This is a genomic window from Massilia scottii (genome assembly GCF_030846495.1).
GTDB classification, from domain to species: Bacteria; Pseudomonadota; Gammaproteobacteria; order Burkholderiales; family Burkholderiaceae_D; genus Telluria_A; species Telluria_A violaceinigra.
In genome coordinates, this window is sequence record NZ_JAVCWM010000012.1 from 216,717 (window position 1) to 232,420 (window position 15,704).

A 15,704-nucleotide genomic window follows, 5' to 3' on the forward strand; every position below is an offset into this window, starting at 1 on the left:
TTCGCCCAAGCCTCGTCAGAACTGGTTGCTGCCCTTGACCACCAGGCCGCCCTGGGGTTCAGGCAGCGTTTGCAGCAGGGTGGCGCCACCCAGACCGGTGATGCGAACCTGCATCGGGCCTGCGGCAATCGGGGTCGGATAAACGAAGTAGTTGTACTCTTCGCGCTTGACGGCGATCCAGTTGGCGCTGCCGTTCGGCCGGATCTCGAGTTTCGTGACCGGCAGGCGGTGATTGAGCACCTGGATGCCCTGCCAGTAGATGGTGCTGCCTTCCTTGAAGCGGTAGCTGACCGTACCCGTCGTGTCGCCGGCCACCACATACCAGCTGATCGGCACCCTGCCCGCCGACTTCTCGGCCACCTGGACGAAAGCCTGCTCGCTCAGGTCGACGTCACCCGGTTTGCACTCCGGGCAGCGGTCGGTGATCCGCACCGTGGCCTTGCCTTTGGGACCGGTGACGACGATGTACTCGCCGCACGCACCGCTGTTGGCGTAATCCGTCTGGTTCATCGCGGCGACCATCAGGTTGCCGGGACTGGCGTCGTAGCTGCAATTGCCCTCGCCTGTTGCGCCGTAAAAGGTGCCTTCGCCTTTGTAGACTGGCGAGAGCGCGCCTGTCGGCGTCGGCGTCGGCGTCGGTGTCGGTGTCGGCGTTGGTGTCGGCGTCGGCGTCGGTGTCGGCGTTGGCGTCGGTGTCGGCGTCGGCGTCGGCGTGACGGCATCCGTCGCACAAAAGCCGATCGACTCCATCGACGACTTGCCCTGGATGATCTTGTTCCAATCGAGCCCGCCGCTGAACACGAGGGCCCCGCCGGACTGCTTGCCGACCGCGTTCCACAGCGACGTCACGGTGCCCCGTACCGGAAGCGAACCGCTCCACTGGACCGGCTCCGCATTCGGATTGGACACCTTGACGATGGCGCAGTAACCGCCCGCCCACGGATTGTTGATGACGTACGTCAGCGACACCGGCAATGCCGCCTGTGCGGAGGTGGCAAACAGGCCGGCGACGATGGCTTGACAGATGACGGTGGAACGCAGCGTGAATCGCATTCGGACTCCATTTCGGTTGAAGTAATCGGTTCGCGCCAGAGCTGGCGCAGGCAAGCGACGAATTCATCAACCGGGAGTCCGGGGGTTCGGATATCCGTTCAGTCAACCATCGGCCGCCGCTGAAATCGTTTGCACGACCCAGCCATTAGGCGCCATAGTTGAACAAAAGTCAATGCAATGCTGCCGCCTCAGCGATTCTGGAAGTCGTCGAAGCGCTCATACAGGTCTTCCAGGATATCGTCCTGGTCCATGTCGGCGCCGCTGACGGGGCGGATTCCCGGCGTCATATAGCTGATCGTTTTCTTCTTCCCGATCATGCTGATATTGCCGCCGACGTAAGTCAGGAAGAACACGGCTTTCCATCCGCGCCCGGACTGTTTTACCGGCGCAGCGGGCTTGAGATGGAGCGCGATACTGAGGATATTGCCCGGCATGGTCGGGAACGGATTGCCTGCCCAGATCTTGTCGACATCGCTGAACGGCACGAACAAGCCGCCGTCAAAACCAACGCCGTCATCGCTGACGGTCATCGTGGTGCGTTTGCCGTTCATTGTGAAGTGAAAATACGCCGCGGCGAACATGTATATCGCGCAGAAAAGCATCACGGCGCCCAGGCCCATGCTCATCTGCTTTACAAACGAGTAAATGCCGATCACGGCCACGGCGGCACCCAGGCCAATGGCCCAGTAACCAAAAGATTTTGTATCGGTATAGGCGATCGGGGGACGCGACTGGTTCATAATAACTCCATTAAGATCTGGCGCGCAGTATAACAGTTTACTGAACGGCAAGTTTCCGCCAGTGGGGCGCCTTTAAATGGAAAATCAAGGAATATCAACAGGCATGAAATTACATAATGCCGGCCACGCGACATAACCGAAACGCTCGCCATATGGCTGCTATTAATCGGATGTCAATACATGGAACACGATTCGGGCGTCAAGCGTGTCCGGACGCTTCGAAGCGCTCGTGGAGATCCTCGAGAATCGCGTCCTGATCCAGCTTGGGGCCGGACATCGGCCGGATGCCCGGCGTCATGAAGCTGAACATTTTATGTTTCCCAACCATGCTGATATTACCGCCCACCGTGGTGAGGCAAAACGCGCGCCGGAAACTCCGCCCGGCCTGTTTCACCGCCACCTCCGGCTTGACGTAAAAGACGATATTCAGGAAGCTGCCGAACATGATCGGGAGTGGATTAATGAAGCTGATTTTTTCCATGTCCCAGAACGCCACGAACAAACCGTCGGCAAAGGGGACGCGGTGCATTCATGGAGGACTCCGGACAGATGAACAGGAAGCATACCATGTTGACGAATATACAATACCCGCCAGACATAACAACTTCCGTTCACCCGGAGATGGCGCCGGTCAGCGCAACAGTGGCGCGACCGGGCCGGATACAGCTGTACGAGGATCAGGTACCGCGCTTGCCGCGCGCCGAATTAGCCGCTTTTTCGGCGGCAAGCGCTGCCGCCCTGGCGGCCTTGGCGGCCATCTCGGCCTCGTGCTGGGCCAGGCGCACGGCGCGCGTTTCCGGCGTTTCGAGGCTGATGCGGCCGAGCGCGCCGGTGCGGTAATCCTGCAGGAAGATGTGCGAGGCCTTCTCGAAATCGAGGTCGCCGCCCTTCTGGCGGTAGCCGCGCCGCGCCGCCACGCCTTCGACCACGGCGATGCCGTCCATGCCCTCGGTCTTGAAGCCGTAGCGCGCCGTCAGCAGCGCCGGATAGCGCGCCAGCAGTTCGTCGGCCAGGAACACGGCTACTTCATCTTCGATCAGCGCATTCGAGCCGATGGCGTGGCTGGCGGCCAGCATCAGGCCATCGCTGGCCAGCGCGATTTTCGGCCACAGCATGCCGGGGGTATCGACCAGGATGATGTTCTTGCCGAGGTAAAGCTTCTGCTGCATCTTGGTGACGGCCGGCTCGTCGCCCACCTTCGCCACTTTTTTCTTGAGCAGCGCGTTCATCAGGGTCGATTTGCCGACGTTGGGAATGCCCATGATCATGATGCGCAGCGGCTTGGTCGGCACGCCGCGGTGCGGCGCCAGCGACTGGCACAGGTCCGGAATCCTGGCGACGTCGCCCGGCTTCTTGGTCGTCATCGCGTAGGCGGTCACGCCTTCCTGCGCGTTGTAGTAGGCGCTCCAGGCGGCCGTGGCGGCCGGATCGGCCAGGTCGACCTTGTTGAGGATCTTGAGGCAGGGGCGCTGGCGGAACAGGCGCAGTTCCTCGACCATCGGGTTGCAGCTCGCCTCGGGCAGGCGCGCGTCGAGCACCTCGATCACCAGATCGGTGTTCTCCATCTGTTCGGCCGCCTTCTTGCGGGCGGCGTTCATGTGGCCCGGGTACCATTGTATCGACATGCTGTGCTTTCGGAATTCTCGTTTAAGGCGCTATTTTACCGGGGCGCGCCCCGCGCGCCGCAAAATCAGCGAATGCAGGCGCTGGCCGGCGCCGGGGCGCCCGGGTCGGCCTGGGCCAGCGCGCCGCGCGCCAGGGCCACATCCTTGCCGAATTCCTCCAGGTGGCGCGTACGCGTGTCGCTTTGCCATTCGGCGTCCGAGAAGTCCTTGAGCGCATGCGGCTTGCCGGTAAAGGCGCGCCCTTCCATGCGCGGCATCATGAGCCGGTCCGGGTCGATATTTTCGCGCAGCAGATAGCCGTCCACGTCGCGCAAGGTCAATGGCAGCGCCGGCGCCTGGTCGCGCAGCAGCTTGCCGAACACGGTGAGCTTCACTTCGGTCTGGCCCGCGCCCAGCATGTCGTTGAAGGTGGCCAGTGCGAACGGCTTGCCGGCGGCGTCGTCGACCCGCCCGCTGACCACATAGCGCCCGGGCTGGCGCACGTCGGCCTTGAGGTAGTACGCCAGCGAGCCGTCTTCGACCGCTTCGCGGATCTGGCCGGTCCAGGTGGCCGGCACCTCGGGACTGTAGATGACATCGAACAGCGCCAGGCCGGCGCGCCCGTTCACGCTGAAGCGCACTTCGGCGCGGATGGTGCCGTGGAAGGCGGCCAGCCCGGTCTGGGCCGGCGCCAGGATGCCGCCAAAGGCGCCGTCGCCGGCCACCGCGTCGCCCATCTGGCCGTCGTCGGCAAACGCCAGCGGCAGCTGGGTGGTCGGGCGCGCTCCCTTGAAGGTGATGCCCTGCGCGAGCGCGCGCGTGATCACCAGCGGCTGCACCGCGCCACGGCTATCGAGCGCGCGCAGCGACAAGGCCACCGTTTCGCCGGCCACCATGAACACGCGCGATTGCGAAGTCTGGATCTGCACCGACGGGTCGGCCCGTCCGCCCTCGCTGCGCATGGCGTGCGTTTCGGTGACCGGCTGGTTCGGATAAACCTGGTCGGGCTGCTCCGACATGGGGCGCGAGGCATCGGGATAGCGGGTCGCCGCGCGGTAGTCGCACAAGGTCTTGTCGGCCAGCGCCAGTTGCTCGCGCAGCTGCTGCAGCTGCGCGCCGCGCCCGGACACGGGCGGCAGGAGCGCGCCTTGCGGCTCCGGAGCGAAAAAGGTGGCGGCGGTGCGGTCCGGGGCAGGCGCCGCGGCGCTGGCGGCGGCGCCCGCGGGTGCGCCGGAGCGCCACGCCAGGAGGGCGAGCGTGGCAGCCACTGCAACAGCGGCAGCGGCAGCCACCCACCCGGGTTTAAAACGCACTGCCGGCGACGGCGGCGCGCATCACGCCAACCACGCCCTGCCAGTTGTTGGAGTTGTAGTGGTTGTGGGCCTCATTATCGTCCCTGAACACCACCGAGTGCTTGTTCCACTTGGCGCTGCCGCCTTCGTTGGGGCCGCTGCCGAGGGTCAGGTCGTTGCAGAACCAGTTGCCGGGATTGCACAGATTGCTGCCGCCGCTGCCGGCCGCGGCGCCGCTGCTGTGATACGCCACCACTTCGTCGTCCTGGCCGGGCAGGATGAAGGAATAGGCCGTGCCCTTGGCCCCGGCATACATGTAGAACCAGACGTTGTAGGTCGTATTGTGGTTGTACATGGCGCGCGCGGTGGTGGTCTTGAGGTCCTTGACCAGCGGTTCGGAAGTGGTCCAGGAGCCGGCGTCGGACAGTTCCGAGCCGCCGGCGGCACCCGCCGCGGAGCGTACCCACTTGATGTTCCAGCCGGTCTGGCTGCTGCCGTCGGCATTGCCGCACTGGCCGCCGCTATTGGGCACGGCGTTCTTTTTGAGGCGGCTCGATCCGCCGTAATTGGCCAGCGCGTAGCCCATCATCAGGTCGCCGGCGCTGTGGGTGGCGACGTAGCACCAGTTGGTGCCGGTGCAGTAGCAGTCGAGCGCGTCGCGCACGTTGCCGTTCTGGGCGGCGATGCTGTTGTAGCCGTCCCAGTTGGCCGATTTTTTGTTGACCCCGGCGTCGGCCGTGGCCGGTCCCCAGTAGGTGAAGCTGTTGTGGTTGCCGATCACGCCGCCGCCTCCGCGCCCATTGACCCACAGGGTGTAATTGGCCGCGCTGGCGATGCCGGTGACGGCGGTGAGGGAAACCAGGCAAACCGAAATGAAGACACGCATGACATGATTCATTGACTGCTCCTTGTGGGTACGTCGGCGGCGGAAACAGAGAACGACCGGACTCGGCCACCGACGAATCTACAGAGGGCTTATATGCATGTCAACATGGCGTGGTCAAAAAATAAAGTTTGTCGGTGAATGGAGACAAGGCGGGTGACGCGGACCGGAAACCCTACTCCAGATCAGCCAACACCTTGACGTGCGCCACCACGCTGCGGCCCAGGGCCGACAGGTTGTAGCCGCCTTCGAGGCAGCTGACGATGCGTCCGCGCGCGTACAGGCGCGCCACCGTCATGATCTGGCGCGTGATCCAGGCGTAATCGGCTTCCACCAGGCCCATGCCGCCCACATCGTCTTCGCGGTGGGCGTCGAAGCCGGCCGAAATGAAGATCATGTCGGGCTTGAAGTCGTGCAGCGCCGGCAGCCAGTGTTCGGTAATGAGCTGGCGCACCACGTCGCCGCCGCTGCGCGCCGGTACCGGAATATTCACGCTGGTGGCGCTGCGCGGTTCCGGTTCGGTGTACGGATAAAACGGATGCTGGTAAAAACTGGCCATCAGCACGCGCGGATCGTCGCGGAACGACGCGGCGGTGCCATTGCCATGGTGGACGTCGAAGTCGATGATCGCCACCCGTTCGAGGCCATGCGAATCGAGCGCGTGGCGCGCCGCGATGGCCACATTGTTAAACAGGCAGAAGCCCATCGGCTCGGTCGGCAGCGCGTGGTGGCCGGGCGGGCGGACCGCGCAGAAGGCGTTGTCGATGCTGCCGGCAATGACGGCATCGGTGGCGGCCAGCGCGGCGCCGGCGGCGCGCAGCGCGGCCTGGTAGCTGAAGGCGCACAGGGAGGTGTCGCCGTCGAGCGGGTAAATATCGCCTTCGACCGTGGGCGTATTGTCGCGCACCAGGGCGATGGCTTCCGGCGTGTGATTGCGGCCGATGGCCGGAATTTCGGCCAGCGGCGCGTCGCGCCGTTCGAGCAGGCCGTCGATACGGGCCAGGATCAACTGGTCGTCGATCGCCTGCAGGCGCGCCGGGGACTCCGGGTGCCATTCGCCCATGTCGTGGCGGCGGCAGTCGGGGTGGCTGTAGATTGCTGTGCTCATGTGCGTCATTTCAAAAACGGTGTCATCAATGTTGCACCGGAAATGCCGTTCTCGCATAGAATCCTGAGAACGGGTCGTGATGACGGAATAGTCGGTGCCGATGGCGCTAATCTACCATGCCGTGCCCCACGCGGGTGCGCGCGACCACCCACAGCACACTGTAAAGATAACCACCATGTTCAAAAAGATGCACGCCGTCGCCCGCCAGGTCAGCCAGATTGTGGTCGGCAAGGACCTGCAAGTGCGCCAGGCGCTCACCTGCCTGCTGGCCAACGGCCACCTGCTGATCGAAGACGTGCCCGGCGTCGGCAAGACCACCCTGGCCCACGCGCTGGCCATTTCGCTGGGGCTGAAATTCAACCGCGTGCAGTTCACCAGCGACCTGCTGCCGGCCGACGTGGCCGGCATCTCGGTGTACGAACGCGAAAAGAATGGCTTCGTGTTCCACCCGGGCCCGATCTTCACGCAAGTGCTGCTGGCCGATGAAATCAACCGCGCCACGCCGAAAACCCAATCGGGCCTGCTGGAGGCGATGGAAGAGCGCCAGGTGACCGCCGACGGCGTCACGCGCGCCCTGCCCTCGCCCTTCTTCGTGATCGCCACGCAAAATCCGCTGCACCAGGTGGGCACCTTCGCCCTGCCCGAGTCGCAGCTGGACCGCTTCTTGATGTGCCTCTCGCTGGGCTACCCGGACGCCGCCGCCGAACGCGCGCTGCTGATGGGCGACGACCGCCGCAGCATGCTCAAGACGCTGCCGGCGGCCATGCAGCCGGCCGAACTGACGGTGGCGCAGAAGGCGCTGCGCGAGATCCACGCCTCGGCCTCGCTGATCGACTACGTGCAGGCGCTGGCGCAAGCGTCGCGCCAGAACGGCATGTTCGCCGAGGGCCTGTCGCCGCGCGCCTCGATCGCGCTGCTGCAGGCCGCGCGCGCCTGGGCCGCCATGGAAGGGCGCGACCACGTGGTGCCGGAAGATATCCAGGCGGTGCTGGTGCCGGTCTGCGCGCACCGCCTGCGTCCTTTGAAGTCGGCGCACGGAGTGGCGCTGGCCAGCCGCGACCTGGTCCTGCAGCTGCAGAAATCCGTGCCGGTGTAAGGCAGCATGGCTGCCTCCCCGAACCGCTTCATTCCCGCCGCGGTGCGCGCCAAGGCGGACACCTGGCTATTCCAGAAGCGCGGCGTCGATCCCGGCGAAACCCTGCTGACCCAGCGCCGCGTGTTCATCCTGCCTTCCGGCGCCGGCATGGGATTTGCCGCGCTGATCCTGATCCTGCTGATCGGCTCGATCAACTATTCGCTCGGCCTCGGTTTCGCGCTGACCTTCACCATGGGCACCTGCGCCATGGTCGACATCTACATGACCTATAAAAACATGGCGCACCTGCACCTGCGCCCGGGCCGCGCGCAGCCGGTGTTCGCCGGCGAAGTGGCGCAGTTCGAACTGCACCTGGTCAACCGCACCAAACTGGACCGCTACGCGCTGTGGGTCGACTTCATGCAGGCCGGCGAAGCGCGCCACGTGGTCGATGTGGCGGCCGGCGCGACCAGCGCCGTGGTGCTGTCGGCGCCGAGCACGCAACGCGGCTGGCTGGCGGCGCCGCGCATCCGCCTGTCCACGCGTTTTCCGCTGGGCCTGTTGCGGGCGTGGAGCTACTGGCAGCCGGACCTGAACGCGCTGGTCTATCCCTTCCCCGAAGAAAACGGGCCGCCGCTGCCGATATCGGGCGTCGAGAGCGCCGACGGCCACGGCCACGCCGGCCACGACGACTTTGCCGGCATCCGCAGCTACCAGCCGGGCGACCCGATGCGCCACATGGCCTGGCGCCAGATCGCGCGGCTCGACCCGGCCGACGGCGGCCAGCTGGTGACCAAGCATTTCGAGGGCGGTGCGGTCGACGAACTGGTGCTCGACTTTAACGCCATGCCGTCCATCATGAACCTGGAACTGCGCCTGTCGCGCATGACGCGCTGGGTGCTCGACGCCGAACAGCGCGCCCTGCCCTACGCCTTTCGCATCGGCGCCACCGACTTCGAGGCGTCCATCGGCGAAGCGCACCAGGCGGCCTGCCTGCGCGCGCTGGCGCTGCACGGCCTGAAGGAGGCGCCATGAGCGGCGCCAGCCTGGCGCGCCTGGCCGCCCAACTGCCGCGCGACAAGGCCGACACCCTGCTGCTGCTGGGCGCGGCCCTGATGGTGCTCGCGCCCCACGCCGGCCACCTGCCGCTGTGGGTATCGAGCCTGTGCGCCCTGACCCTGCTGTGGCGTACCGTGGCCACCGTGCGCGGCACGCGCATGCCATCCGCCTTCCTGCTGCTGCCGCTGTCGATGGCGGCCATGGCGGGCGTGTTCATGAGCTACCGCACCCTGTTCGGACGCGATGCCGGGGTGGCCATGCTGGTACTGCTGGTCGCTTTCAAGATGCTCGAAATGCACGCCAGGCGCGACCTGTTCGTGGTGATCTTCCTGTCGTTCTTCCTGGTGCTGACCAATTTCTTTTACTCGCAGAGCATCCTGACGGCGCTGATGATGGTCGCCTCGATCATCGCGCTGCTGACCGCGCAGCTCTCGTTCCAGTTCACCGGCAGCGTGCCGCCGCTGGGCCGGCGCCTGTGGATGGGCGCGCGCGTATTCCTGCTGGCCGCGCCGCTGGCGCTGGTGCTGTTCTTCCTGTTCCCGCGCATCCAGGGGCCGCTGTGGGGCATGCCGAGCGACGCCCAGGGCGGGCGCACCGGCCTGTCGAACAGCATGGCGCCTGGGAATATGTCGAACCTGGCGCAGTCGGACGAGCCGGTGTTCCAGGTACGCTTTCTCGACCAGGTGCCGCCCAAGCCGCAACTGTACTGGCGCGGCCTGGTGATGGGCGACTTCGACGGGCGCACCTGGACCCAGCTGCGCCGGCGCCGCCTGCCCGATAGCATTTCCATGACGGCGCGCGGAGAGCCCATCCGCTACGAACTGACCCTGGAGCCGTCGTCGAATAACTGGCTGTTCGCGCTCGACATGCCGGACCGTTTGCCTGAATTGAGCGGCAATTCGGCCGGCGTGTCGAGAGAGCTGGAAATGACCGCCACTCTGCCGCTGAGCAAGCGCGTACGCTACGAACTATCCTCGCACGTCGATTACAGCCTTGACCACGGCGACCAGCTGAACGAGCGCGACCGCTGGCTGGCCCTGCCGCAAGGCTTCAATCCGAGGACGCTCGAAACCGGCGCGCAGATCGCGCGGATGAGCGCCGACCCGGCCGCGCGCGCCAATGCGGTGCTGGGCATGTTCACCAGGATGCCGTTCTCGTACACGCTGCAGCCGCCGCTGCTGGGACGCGACTCGGTCGACGAATTCCTGTTCAAGACGCGCGCCGGCTTTTGCGAGCACTTCGCCAGCGCCTTCGTGGTGCTGATGCGCGCGGCCGACGTGCCGGCGCGCGTGGTGATCGGCTACCAGGGCGGCGAACTCAATCCCATCGACGGCTTCCTGATGGTGCGCCAGACGGAAGCGCACGCCTGGGCGGAAATCTGGATCGCCGGGCGCGGCTGGCTGCGGGTCGACCCGACCGCCGCGGTGGCGCCGGAGCGGGTGCAGCGCGGCCTGTCGAGCGCGCTGGCGCAGAATACCCCGGCATTCGCCGGCCTGGGCGGCCTGCTCGATTTCGGCGGCGAGCGCAATGCGCTGCTCGAACAGTTGCGCTTTCGCATAGGCGCGATCAACAATGGCTGGAACCAGTGGGTACTGAACTACACGCCGGACCGCCAGAGCGGCTTCCTGGACAGCCTCAAGCTGAGCCTGATGCACTGGCGCAACCTGGCCATCCTGGCCGCGATCGGCGCCGTGCTGCTGCTGTGGCGCGCGATACGCCAGCGGCGCGAGACAGACCCGGTCGATGCGCTATACTCGGCCCTGTGTCGACGGATGAGCCAGCTTGGAATGGCGCGCGCCGCCGACGAGGGCCCCAACGCGTACGCCGCCCGGCTCGCGCAAGGCACGCTGGCGCCGGACAAACTGGCGGCCATCGAGCGCTTCCTGGCGCTCTACAGCGCCCACAAATACAGTGCCCGGCCACCCGCTTCCGGGCTGGCCTCCACCCTGAAAAGTTTGCTGAACAACATTTAATGAAACTGATATCTCTCTTGCTGGCGCTGGCTGTGTCGGCAAGTCCCCTGAGCCAGGCTGCGCCTGCCAAGAAACCCGGCAAGAAAAGCGCGCACAGCCGCGCCAAGGCGGGAGCCAAGGCGGCAGCCAGGGCGCCGCTGGCGGCCCTGCCGGTGGCGGCTGGCGCGGCTGCGGCGGCCCAGTCCGGCGACGCCATCGTGTTCAGCGAATCGGACGCGGTCAATGCCTTCGCCGACGAGCTGGCCCTGCGCCACGGCTTTCCGCGCGCCGAGCTGGGCGCGCTGATCGGCCAGATCCGCTATATCGATGCGGCGGTGCAACTGGTCAAGCCGGCGCCCAAGGGCAAGCCCAAGAACTGGCAGAACTACAAGCGGGTGACGATCGAACCGATCCGCATCAGGGCGGGCGTGACGTTCTGGAACCAGCACGCCGCCGTACTGGCGCGCGCGCAGGCCGAGTATGGCGTGCCGGCCGAGATTATCGTCGGTATCATTGGCGTGGAAACGATTTATGGCAGGAATACCGGGCGCTTCCGCGTGCTGGACGTGCTCACCACGCTTGCCTTTGCCTATCCCGAGGCGCCCAACCGGGCGGCGCGCATGGCGTTTTTCCGGGGCGAGCTGGAAAACGCGCTGCTGCTGGCGCGCAAGTCGAACATCGAACCGCTGTCCATGCTCGGCTCCTTCGCCGGGGCCATCGGCATGCCGCAGTTCATGCCGGGCAGCGTGCTGGCGTACGGGGTCGACTACGACAACGATGGCAACATCGACCTGCGCAACTCGGCGGTGGACACGATCGGCAGCGTGGCCAGTTTCCTTGTCCAGCACGGCTGGCAGGCAAAGCAGAGCGGCCCGATCGTGTATCCGGCGCGCGTCTCCGACGAGCGCGTGTGGGAAAGCTTCCTCAACCAGGGCCTGGCGGCCAAATTCCGCGGCGACGAGTTGCGCGCAGGCGGCGTGACCAGCAGCGCCATCCTGCCCCCGAGCCAGCGCTATGGCTTGATCGACTTGCCCAACGGCAGCGATCCGACCGAGTACCGCATCGCCACCGATAATTTTTTCGCTATCACGCAATATAACCGCTCTTACTTTTACGCCATGTCGGTCATCGAACTGGGTCGCGCCATCCGCCTGAGCCGGTCGGGACAGTCTGTTGCACCCGGGGAAACTTTGTAAAAGAATGTAACGCGGAAAGCGGTTTTTTGGCGCGGCACGCACGCGCCCGGACAGCGCATGCTGGTCCGAAGTATCCGCGCGAATATTCATTCGTGCTCCATAGAAACCCCTCTTGCGTTAATATACTCAGAAACATGTTGCTAATAAGCCAGTTCTGTTTAGAATTGTGCGGCGAAGGCATGTAAATTGTCTTACACTTAAGTTTTCTTGGAAAACAATTAGTTTTTCAGTGATTTTGTGAGAGAATTGCAATGCGGCTATGTTGCGATCAGACAACACAACCGACATCATTTTGTAATCTGTTATTGCTTATCGGTATTAGATTACAAAACGTTGTACAATTGTGTATATTTTTTAAAAAGTGTTACCCAAGATAAATTCGCAAGCGCACTTCGACGGTGGTTGACCAGCAGCGAGAGCTCCGCGTGTTTGACTTAGCAGCACCACTCACAATAGGAATTATTGACATCATGACAAACCAAGTCGGCATTGATATGAACAGCGATTCGGACTCCGATGATCTGCTGCAATACAACCCAAATCGTTTATTGGACACGCTGATCGAAAATCTGCGTCTCAAGAACGATGCAGCCCTGTCGCGCGCGCTGGAAGTGGCGCCGCCAGTGATCTCGAAGATCCGTCACCACCGCCTGCCGGTCGGCGCCTCCCTGCTGATCCGCATGCACGAAGTAAGCGACCTGTCGATCCGCGACCTGCGCTACTTGATGGGCGACCGCCGCAACAAGTTCCGCATCAGCGACAAGCAGTTCAAGCCAAAAGAAGGCGATCCAGCGTAATCGCGGGATCGGTCGGGCCGCGCAGGTCGGGCCGCGCAGGTCGGGCCGCGCCGAACAGGCGCAGCCGGATAAGCCCATGCATTGCCCTGTGGGGGGCGGCGCACGGGAAGCACACAAAAACGCCTTCCACCATGAACGGGTCATCGACTCGTTCGCGGTGGAAGGCGTTTGTTCTTGTGCGGGGCCTTTCGGCCCGGATCGTCGATTATGCGGGGAACACGCCGGTCGACAGGTAACGGTCGCCGCGGTCGCACACGATGAACACGATGGTGGCGTTTTCCACGGTCTGCGAGATGCGCAGGGCGATCTCGCAGGCGCCGGCGGCCGAAATGCCGCAAAAGATGCCTTCTTCGGCCGCCATGCGGCGCGCCATCTGCTCGGCCGCGGCCTGGCTCACGTTCTCGACCTGGTCGACCCTGGCCTTGTCGAAGATTTTGGGCAGGTAGGCTTCGGGCCACTTGCGGATGCCCGGGATCTGCGAACCTTCTTCCGGCTGGGCGCCGATGATCTGCACCACCGGGTTCTGCTCCTTGAGGTACTGCGACACGCCCATGATGGTGCCGGTGGTGCCCATGGCGCTGACAAAGTGGGTGACGCCGCCGTTGGTATCGCGCCAGATCTCGGGACCGGTCGACTCGTAGTGGGCGCGCGGATTATCGAGGTTGCCGAACTGGTCGAGGATGATGCCCTTGCCGTCGCGCTGCAGCTGATCGGCCATGTCGCGCGCGTATTCCATGCCGCCCGTCTTGGGCGTGAGGATGATCTGGGCGCCGTAGGCGGCCATGCTCTGGCGCCGTTCGATCGACAGGTATTCGGGCATGAGCAGCAGCATCTTGTAGCCGCGGATGGCCGCCGCCATCGCCAGCGCGATGCCGGTGTTGCCGCTGGTCGCTTCGATCAGGGTGTCGCCCGGCTTGATCTGGCCGCGTTCTTCGGCGCGGCGCAGCATCGACATGGCGGCGCGGTCCTTGACCGAACCGGCCGGATTATCGCCTTCCATCTTGCCGAGGATGATGTTGTTGCGGGCAGCCGCATCGGCGCCCGGCAGGCGCACCAGGCGCACCAGCGGGGTATTGCCGATCGTATCTTCGATGGTCATGTAGGGCATGGGCTACTCTTTGCAGTTCGACAAAACACCATTCTAATCCACGATGCGCTTGTGCGTTCGAGACAGGGTCGCTTGCGGCCAGCCAGCTGCTAGACTGACGGCTGTTCCCCTCACCAGAGCCGACTTCCCATGAGCACCCTGCCCGCCCCTGATTTTATTCCCGACAACAGCGTCAACGAGCGCTTCGAGAGTTCGATGAGCAAATACGAGTCGCGCCGCGACCAGATGTTTCCTGTACTGACAGCGGCCGAAATCGCGCGCCTGCGCCGCTTCGGCAGCGAGGGACGCTGGCACGATGGCGACGCCATTTTCGTCGCCGGCGGCGGCAATCCGGGCATGATGATCGTGCTGGCGGGCGAAGTGCGCATCAGCCAGCGCGACGGCATGGGCAACAGCCACAAGATCGTCGACCACGGCCCCGGCCACTTCACGGCCGACGTCGGACAATTGTCGGGCAGCCCGGCGCTGGTGAGCGCGCATGCGGTCGGCACGGTCGACGCGCTGATCGTCACGCCCGACGCGCTGCGCGCGCTGGTGGTGGCCGAAGCCGAGCTGGGCGAACGCATCATGCGGGCCCTGATTTTGCGGCGCGTGGGCCTGATCGAAGCGGGCACAAGCGCGCCGGTGCTGGTCGGCCCGCCCGGCGGCGCCGACCTGTTCCGCCTGCAGACTTTTTTGACCAGCAACGGCCACCCGCACATGGTGCTCGATCCGGCCACCAGCCCGAACGCCGACGCGCTGATCCGCATGTACCAGCCCGGCCCGCACGAACTGCCGCTGGTGGTGTGCCCGGACGGCGTGGTCAAGAAAAATCCCAGCCTGACCGAGCTGGGTCGCTGCCTCGGCATGCTGCCCGAGCTGGACCCGGACAAGGTGTTTGACGTACTGGTGGTGGGGGCCGGGCCGTCCGGCCTGGCGACGGCGGTGTATGCGGCCTCGGAAGGCTTGTCGGTGCTGGTGGTGGAAAACCGCGCGTTCGGCGGCCAGGCCGGCGCCAGCGCGCGCATCGAAAACTACCTCGGCTTCCCGACCGGGATTTCAGGCCGCGCGCTGGCCGGACGGGCCTTCGTGCAATCGCAGAAATTCGGGGCGCAAGTGGCCATTCCGGCCGCGGCCGACAAGCTGCTGTGCGACCAGTATCCGCTGCGCCTGTCGCTGGCCGGCGGCGGCCAGGTGCAGGCGCGCGCGGTGGTACTGGCCTGCGGGGCGCGCTACCGCAAGCCGGACCTGGCCGACCTGGCCTTGTACGAAGGCTGCGGGGTGTATTACTGGGCCTCGCCGCTCGAAGGCCGGCAGTGCCAGGGCGAAGACGTGGTGCTGGTCGGCGGCGGCAATTCGGCCGGGCAGGCGGCCGTGTTCTTGTCGGGGCATGCGAAGACGGTGCACATGCTGATCCGCGGGGCGGGGCTGGCGGCGAGCATGTCGAGTTACCTGATCGAGCGGATTGCGGCGACGCCGAATATCGTGCTGCACACGCATACCAGATTGACCAGGCTGGAAGGCGATGGGCAACGGCTGACGGGCGTGCGCTGGCAGCATCGCGACGAGGAGGAAGTAAGCCACGCGGTGCGCAGCGTGTTCCTGTTCGTGGGGGCCGATCCGAATTCGGGCTGGCTGGAGGATTGCGGCGTGCAGGTCGACCAGCATGGGTTCGTGATGACGGGCACCGATGTGATGATGGCGCGCTGCAGGGTGACGGGGCAGATGCTCAATACCGATGGGACGCTGCACGGGCATCTGGAAACCACGGTGCCGGGGGTGTTTGCGATTGGCGATGTGCGCGCGGGGTCGACCAAGCGGGTTGCGGCCGCCGTGGGAGAAGGCGCGGCGGTGGTGG

14 protein-coding genes are annotated in these 15,704 nt (G+C 65.0%); 6 read left to right on the forward strand and 8 right to left on the reverse strand.

Going from position 1 to position 15,704, the window contains the following annotated elements; genetic code table 11:
• Positions 1–15: 15 nt before the first annotated feature.
• The 7 genes from RBA41_RS18575 to RBA41_RS18605 all read right to left on the reverse strand — a co-directional run bounded on the left by RBA41_RS18575 (position 16) and on the right by RBA41_RS18605 (position 6,680).
• Entirely contained in the window at positions 16–1,053 is a 1,038-nt protein-coding gene (locus tag RBA41_RS18575; protein ID WP_306625702.1) for an expansin EXLX1 family cellulose-binding protein, read from the reverse strand.
• Positions 1,054–1,241: 188 nt separating this feature from the next.
• Positions 1,242–1,844, reverse strand: a complete 603-nt coding sequence (locus RBA41_RS18580; RefSeq protein ID WP_306625703.1) for a hypothetical protein — start codon at positions 1,842–1,844, stop codon at positions 1,242–1,244.
• A 148-nt stretch (positions 1,845–1,992) separates the two neighbouring features.
• On the reverse strand, positions 1,993–2,322 hold the full coding sequence (locus RBA41_RS18585; protein WP_306625704.1) for a hypothetical protein: 330 nt from the start codon (positions 2,320–2,322) through the stop codon (positions 1,993–1,995).
• 148 nt (positions 2,323–2,470) lie between these two features.
• Positions 2,471–3,391 (reverse strand): ribosome biogenesis GTPase YlqF, encoded by a 921-nt coding sequence (gene ylqF / locus RBA41_RS18590; protein WP_374709569.1) that lies wholly within the window; start codon positions 3,389–3,391, stop codon positions 2,471–2,473.
• 92 nt (positions 3,392–3,483) lie between these two features.
• The gene (locus RBA41_RS18595; protein ID WP_306625706.1) at positions 3,484–4,665 is read right to left on the reverse strand and encodes a choice-of-anchor X domain-containing protein; all 1,182 of its coding nucleotides are present in this window, start codon (positions 4,663–4,665) and stop codon (positions 3,484–3,486) included.
• Positions 4,666–4,699: 34 nt separating this feature from the next.
• A complete protein-coding gene (locus tag RBA41_RS18600) occupies positions 4,700–5,587 on the reverse strand; it encodes a hypothetical protein (protein ID WP_306625707.1) in 888 nt (295 codons plus the stop codon).
• 160 nt (positions 5,588–5,747) lie between these two features.
• Entirely contained in the window at positions 5,748–6,680 is a 933-nt protein-coding gene (locus RBA41_RS18605; RefSeq protein ID WP_306625708.1) for a histone deacetylase family protein, read from the reverse strand.
• Positions 6,681–6,855: 175 nt separating this feature from the next.
• Between RBA41_RS18605 and RBA41_RS18610 the strand changes: the two genes are divergently transcribed.
• The 5 genes from RBA41_RS18610 to RBA41_RS18630 all read left to right on the forward strand — a co-directional run bounded on the left by RBA41_RS18610 (position 6,856) and on the right by RBA41_RS18630 (position 12,759).
• The gene (locus RBA41_RS18610) at positions 6,856–7,776 is read left to right on the forward strand and encodes an AAA family ATPase (RefSeq protein ID WP_099881746.1); all 921 of its coding nucleotides are present in this window, start codon (positions 6,856–6,858) and stop codon (positions 7,774–7,776) included.
• Positions 7,777–7,782: 6 nt separating this feature from the next.
• Positions 7,783–8,790: a DUF58 domain-containing protein gene (locus RBA41_RS18615; RefSeq protein ID WP_306625709.1), complete on the forward strand. Its 1,008-nt coding sequence runs from the start codon at positions 7,783–7,785 to the stop codon at positions 8,788–8,790.
• The gene (locus tag RBA41_RS18620; RefSeq protein ID WP_306625710.1) at positions 8,787–10,787 is read left to right on the forward strand and encodes a transglutaminase TgpA family protein; all 2,001 of its coding nucleotides are present in this window, start codon (positions 8,787–8,789) and stop codon (positions 10,785–10,787) included. The genes RBA41_RS18615 and RBA41_RS18620 overlap by 4 nt, the downstream gene beginning before the upstream one ends.
• Positions 10,787–11,962 (forward strand): lytic murein transglycosylase B, encoded by a 1,176-nt coding sequence (gene mltB, locus RBA41_RS18625; protein WP_306625711.1) that lies wholly within the window; start codon positions 10,787–10,789, stop codon positions 11,960–11,962. The genes RBA41_RS18620 and mltB overlap by 1 nt, the downstream gene beginning before the upstream one ends.
• A 470-nt stretch (positions 11,963–12,432) precedes the next feature.
• Positions 12,433–12,759 carry a hypothetical protein gene (locus RBA41_RS18630; RefSeq protein ID WP_054266941.1) on the forward strand — a complete coding sequence of 109 codons (327 nt, stop codon included), beginning with the start codon at positions 12,433–12,435 and terminating at the stop codon, positions 12,757–12,759.
• A gap of 205 nt (positions 12,760–12,964) precedes the next feature.
• Here the strand turns inward: RBA41_RS18630 and cysM are convergent, their stop codons facing one another.
• Positions 12,965–13,867: a cysteine synthase CysM gene (cysM, locus tag RBA41_RS18635; protein WP_306625712.1), complete on the reverse strand. Its 903-nt coding sequence runs from the start codon at positions 13,865–13,867 to the stop codon at positions 12,965–12,967.
• A gap of 129 nt (positions 13,868–13,996) precedes the next feature.
• On the opposite strand from cysM, the gene RBA41_RS18640 reads away from it, so the two are divergent.
• Positions 13,997–15,704 (forward strand): FAD-dependent oxidoreductase (locus RBA41_RS18640; RefSeq protein WP_306625713.1); only part of this gene is annotated, 1,708 nt, incomplete at its 3' end.

What these genes read in the sequence shown, in the direction of transcription:
- ylqF (WP_374709569.1), bottom strand. Translation starts at nt 3,391, where the DNA reads ATGAACGCCGCCCGCAAGAAGGCGGCCGAACAGATGGAGAACACCGAT.
- RBA41_RS18600 (WP_306625707.1), bottom strand. Translation starts at nt 5,587, where the DNA reads ATGAATCATGTCATGCGTGTCTTCATTTCGGTTTGCCTGGTTTCCCTC.
- RBA41_RS18620 (WP_306625710.1), top strand. Translation starts at nt 8,787, where the DNA reads ATGAGCGGCGCCAGCCTGGCGCGCCTGGCCGCCCAACTGCCGCGCGAC.
- RBA41_RS18630 (WP_054266941.1), top strand. Translation starts at nt 12,433, where the DNA reads ATGACAAACCAAGTCGGCATTGATATGAACAGCGATTCGGACTCCGAT.
- cysM (WP_306625712.1), bottom strand. Translation starts at nt 13,867, where the DNA reads ATGCCCTACATGACCATCGAAGATACGATCGGCAATACCCCGCTGGTG.
- RBA41_RS18605 (WP_306625708.1), bottom strand. Translation starts at nt 6,680, where the DNA reads ATGAGCACAGCAATCTACAGCCACCCCGACTGCCGCCGCCACGACATG.
- mltB (WP_306625711.1), top strand. Translation starts at nt 10,787, where the DNA reads ATGAAACTGATATCTCTCTTGCTGGCGCTGGCTGTGTCGGCAAGTCCC.
- RBA41_RS18610 (WP_099881746.1), top strand. Translation starts at nt 6,856, where the DNA reads ATGTTCAAAAAGATGCACGCCGTCGCCCGCCAGGTCAGCCAGATTGTG.
- RBA41_RS18585 (WP_306625704.1), bottom strand. Translation starts at nt 2,322, where the DNA reads ATGCACCGCGTCCCCTTTGCCGACGGTTTGTTCGTGGCGTTCTGGGAC.
- RBA41_RS18575 (WP_306625702.1), bottom strand. Translation starts at nt 1,053, where the DNA reads ATGCGATTCACGCTGCGTTCCACCGTCATCTGTCAAGCCATCGTCGCC.
- RBA41_RS18615 (WP_306625709.1), top strand. Translation starts at nt 7,783, where the DNA reads ATGGCTGCCTCCCCGAACCGCTTCATTCCCGCCGCGGTGCGCGCCAAG.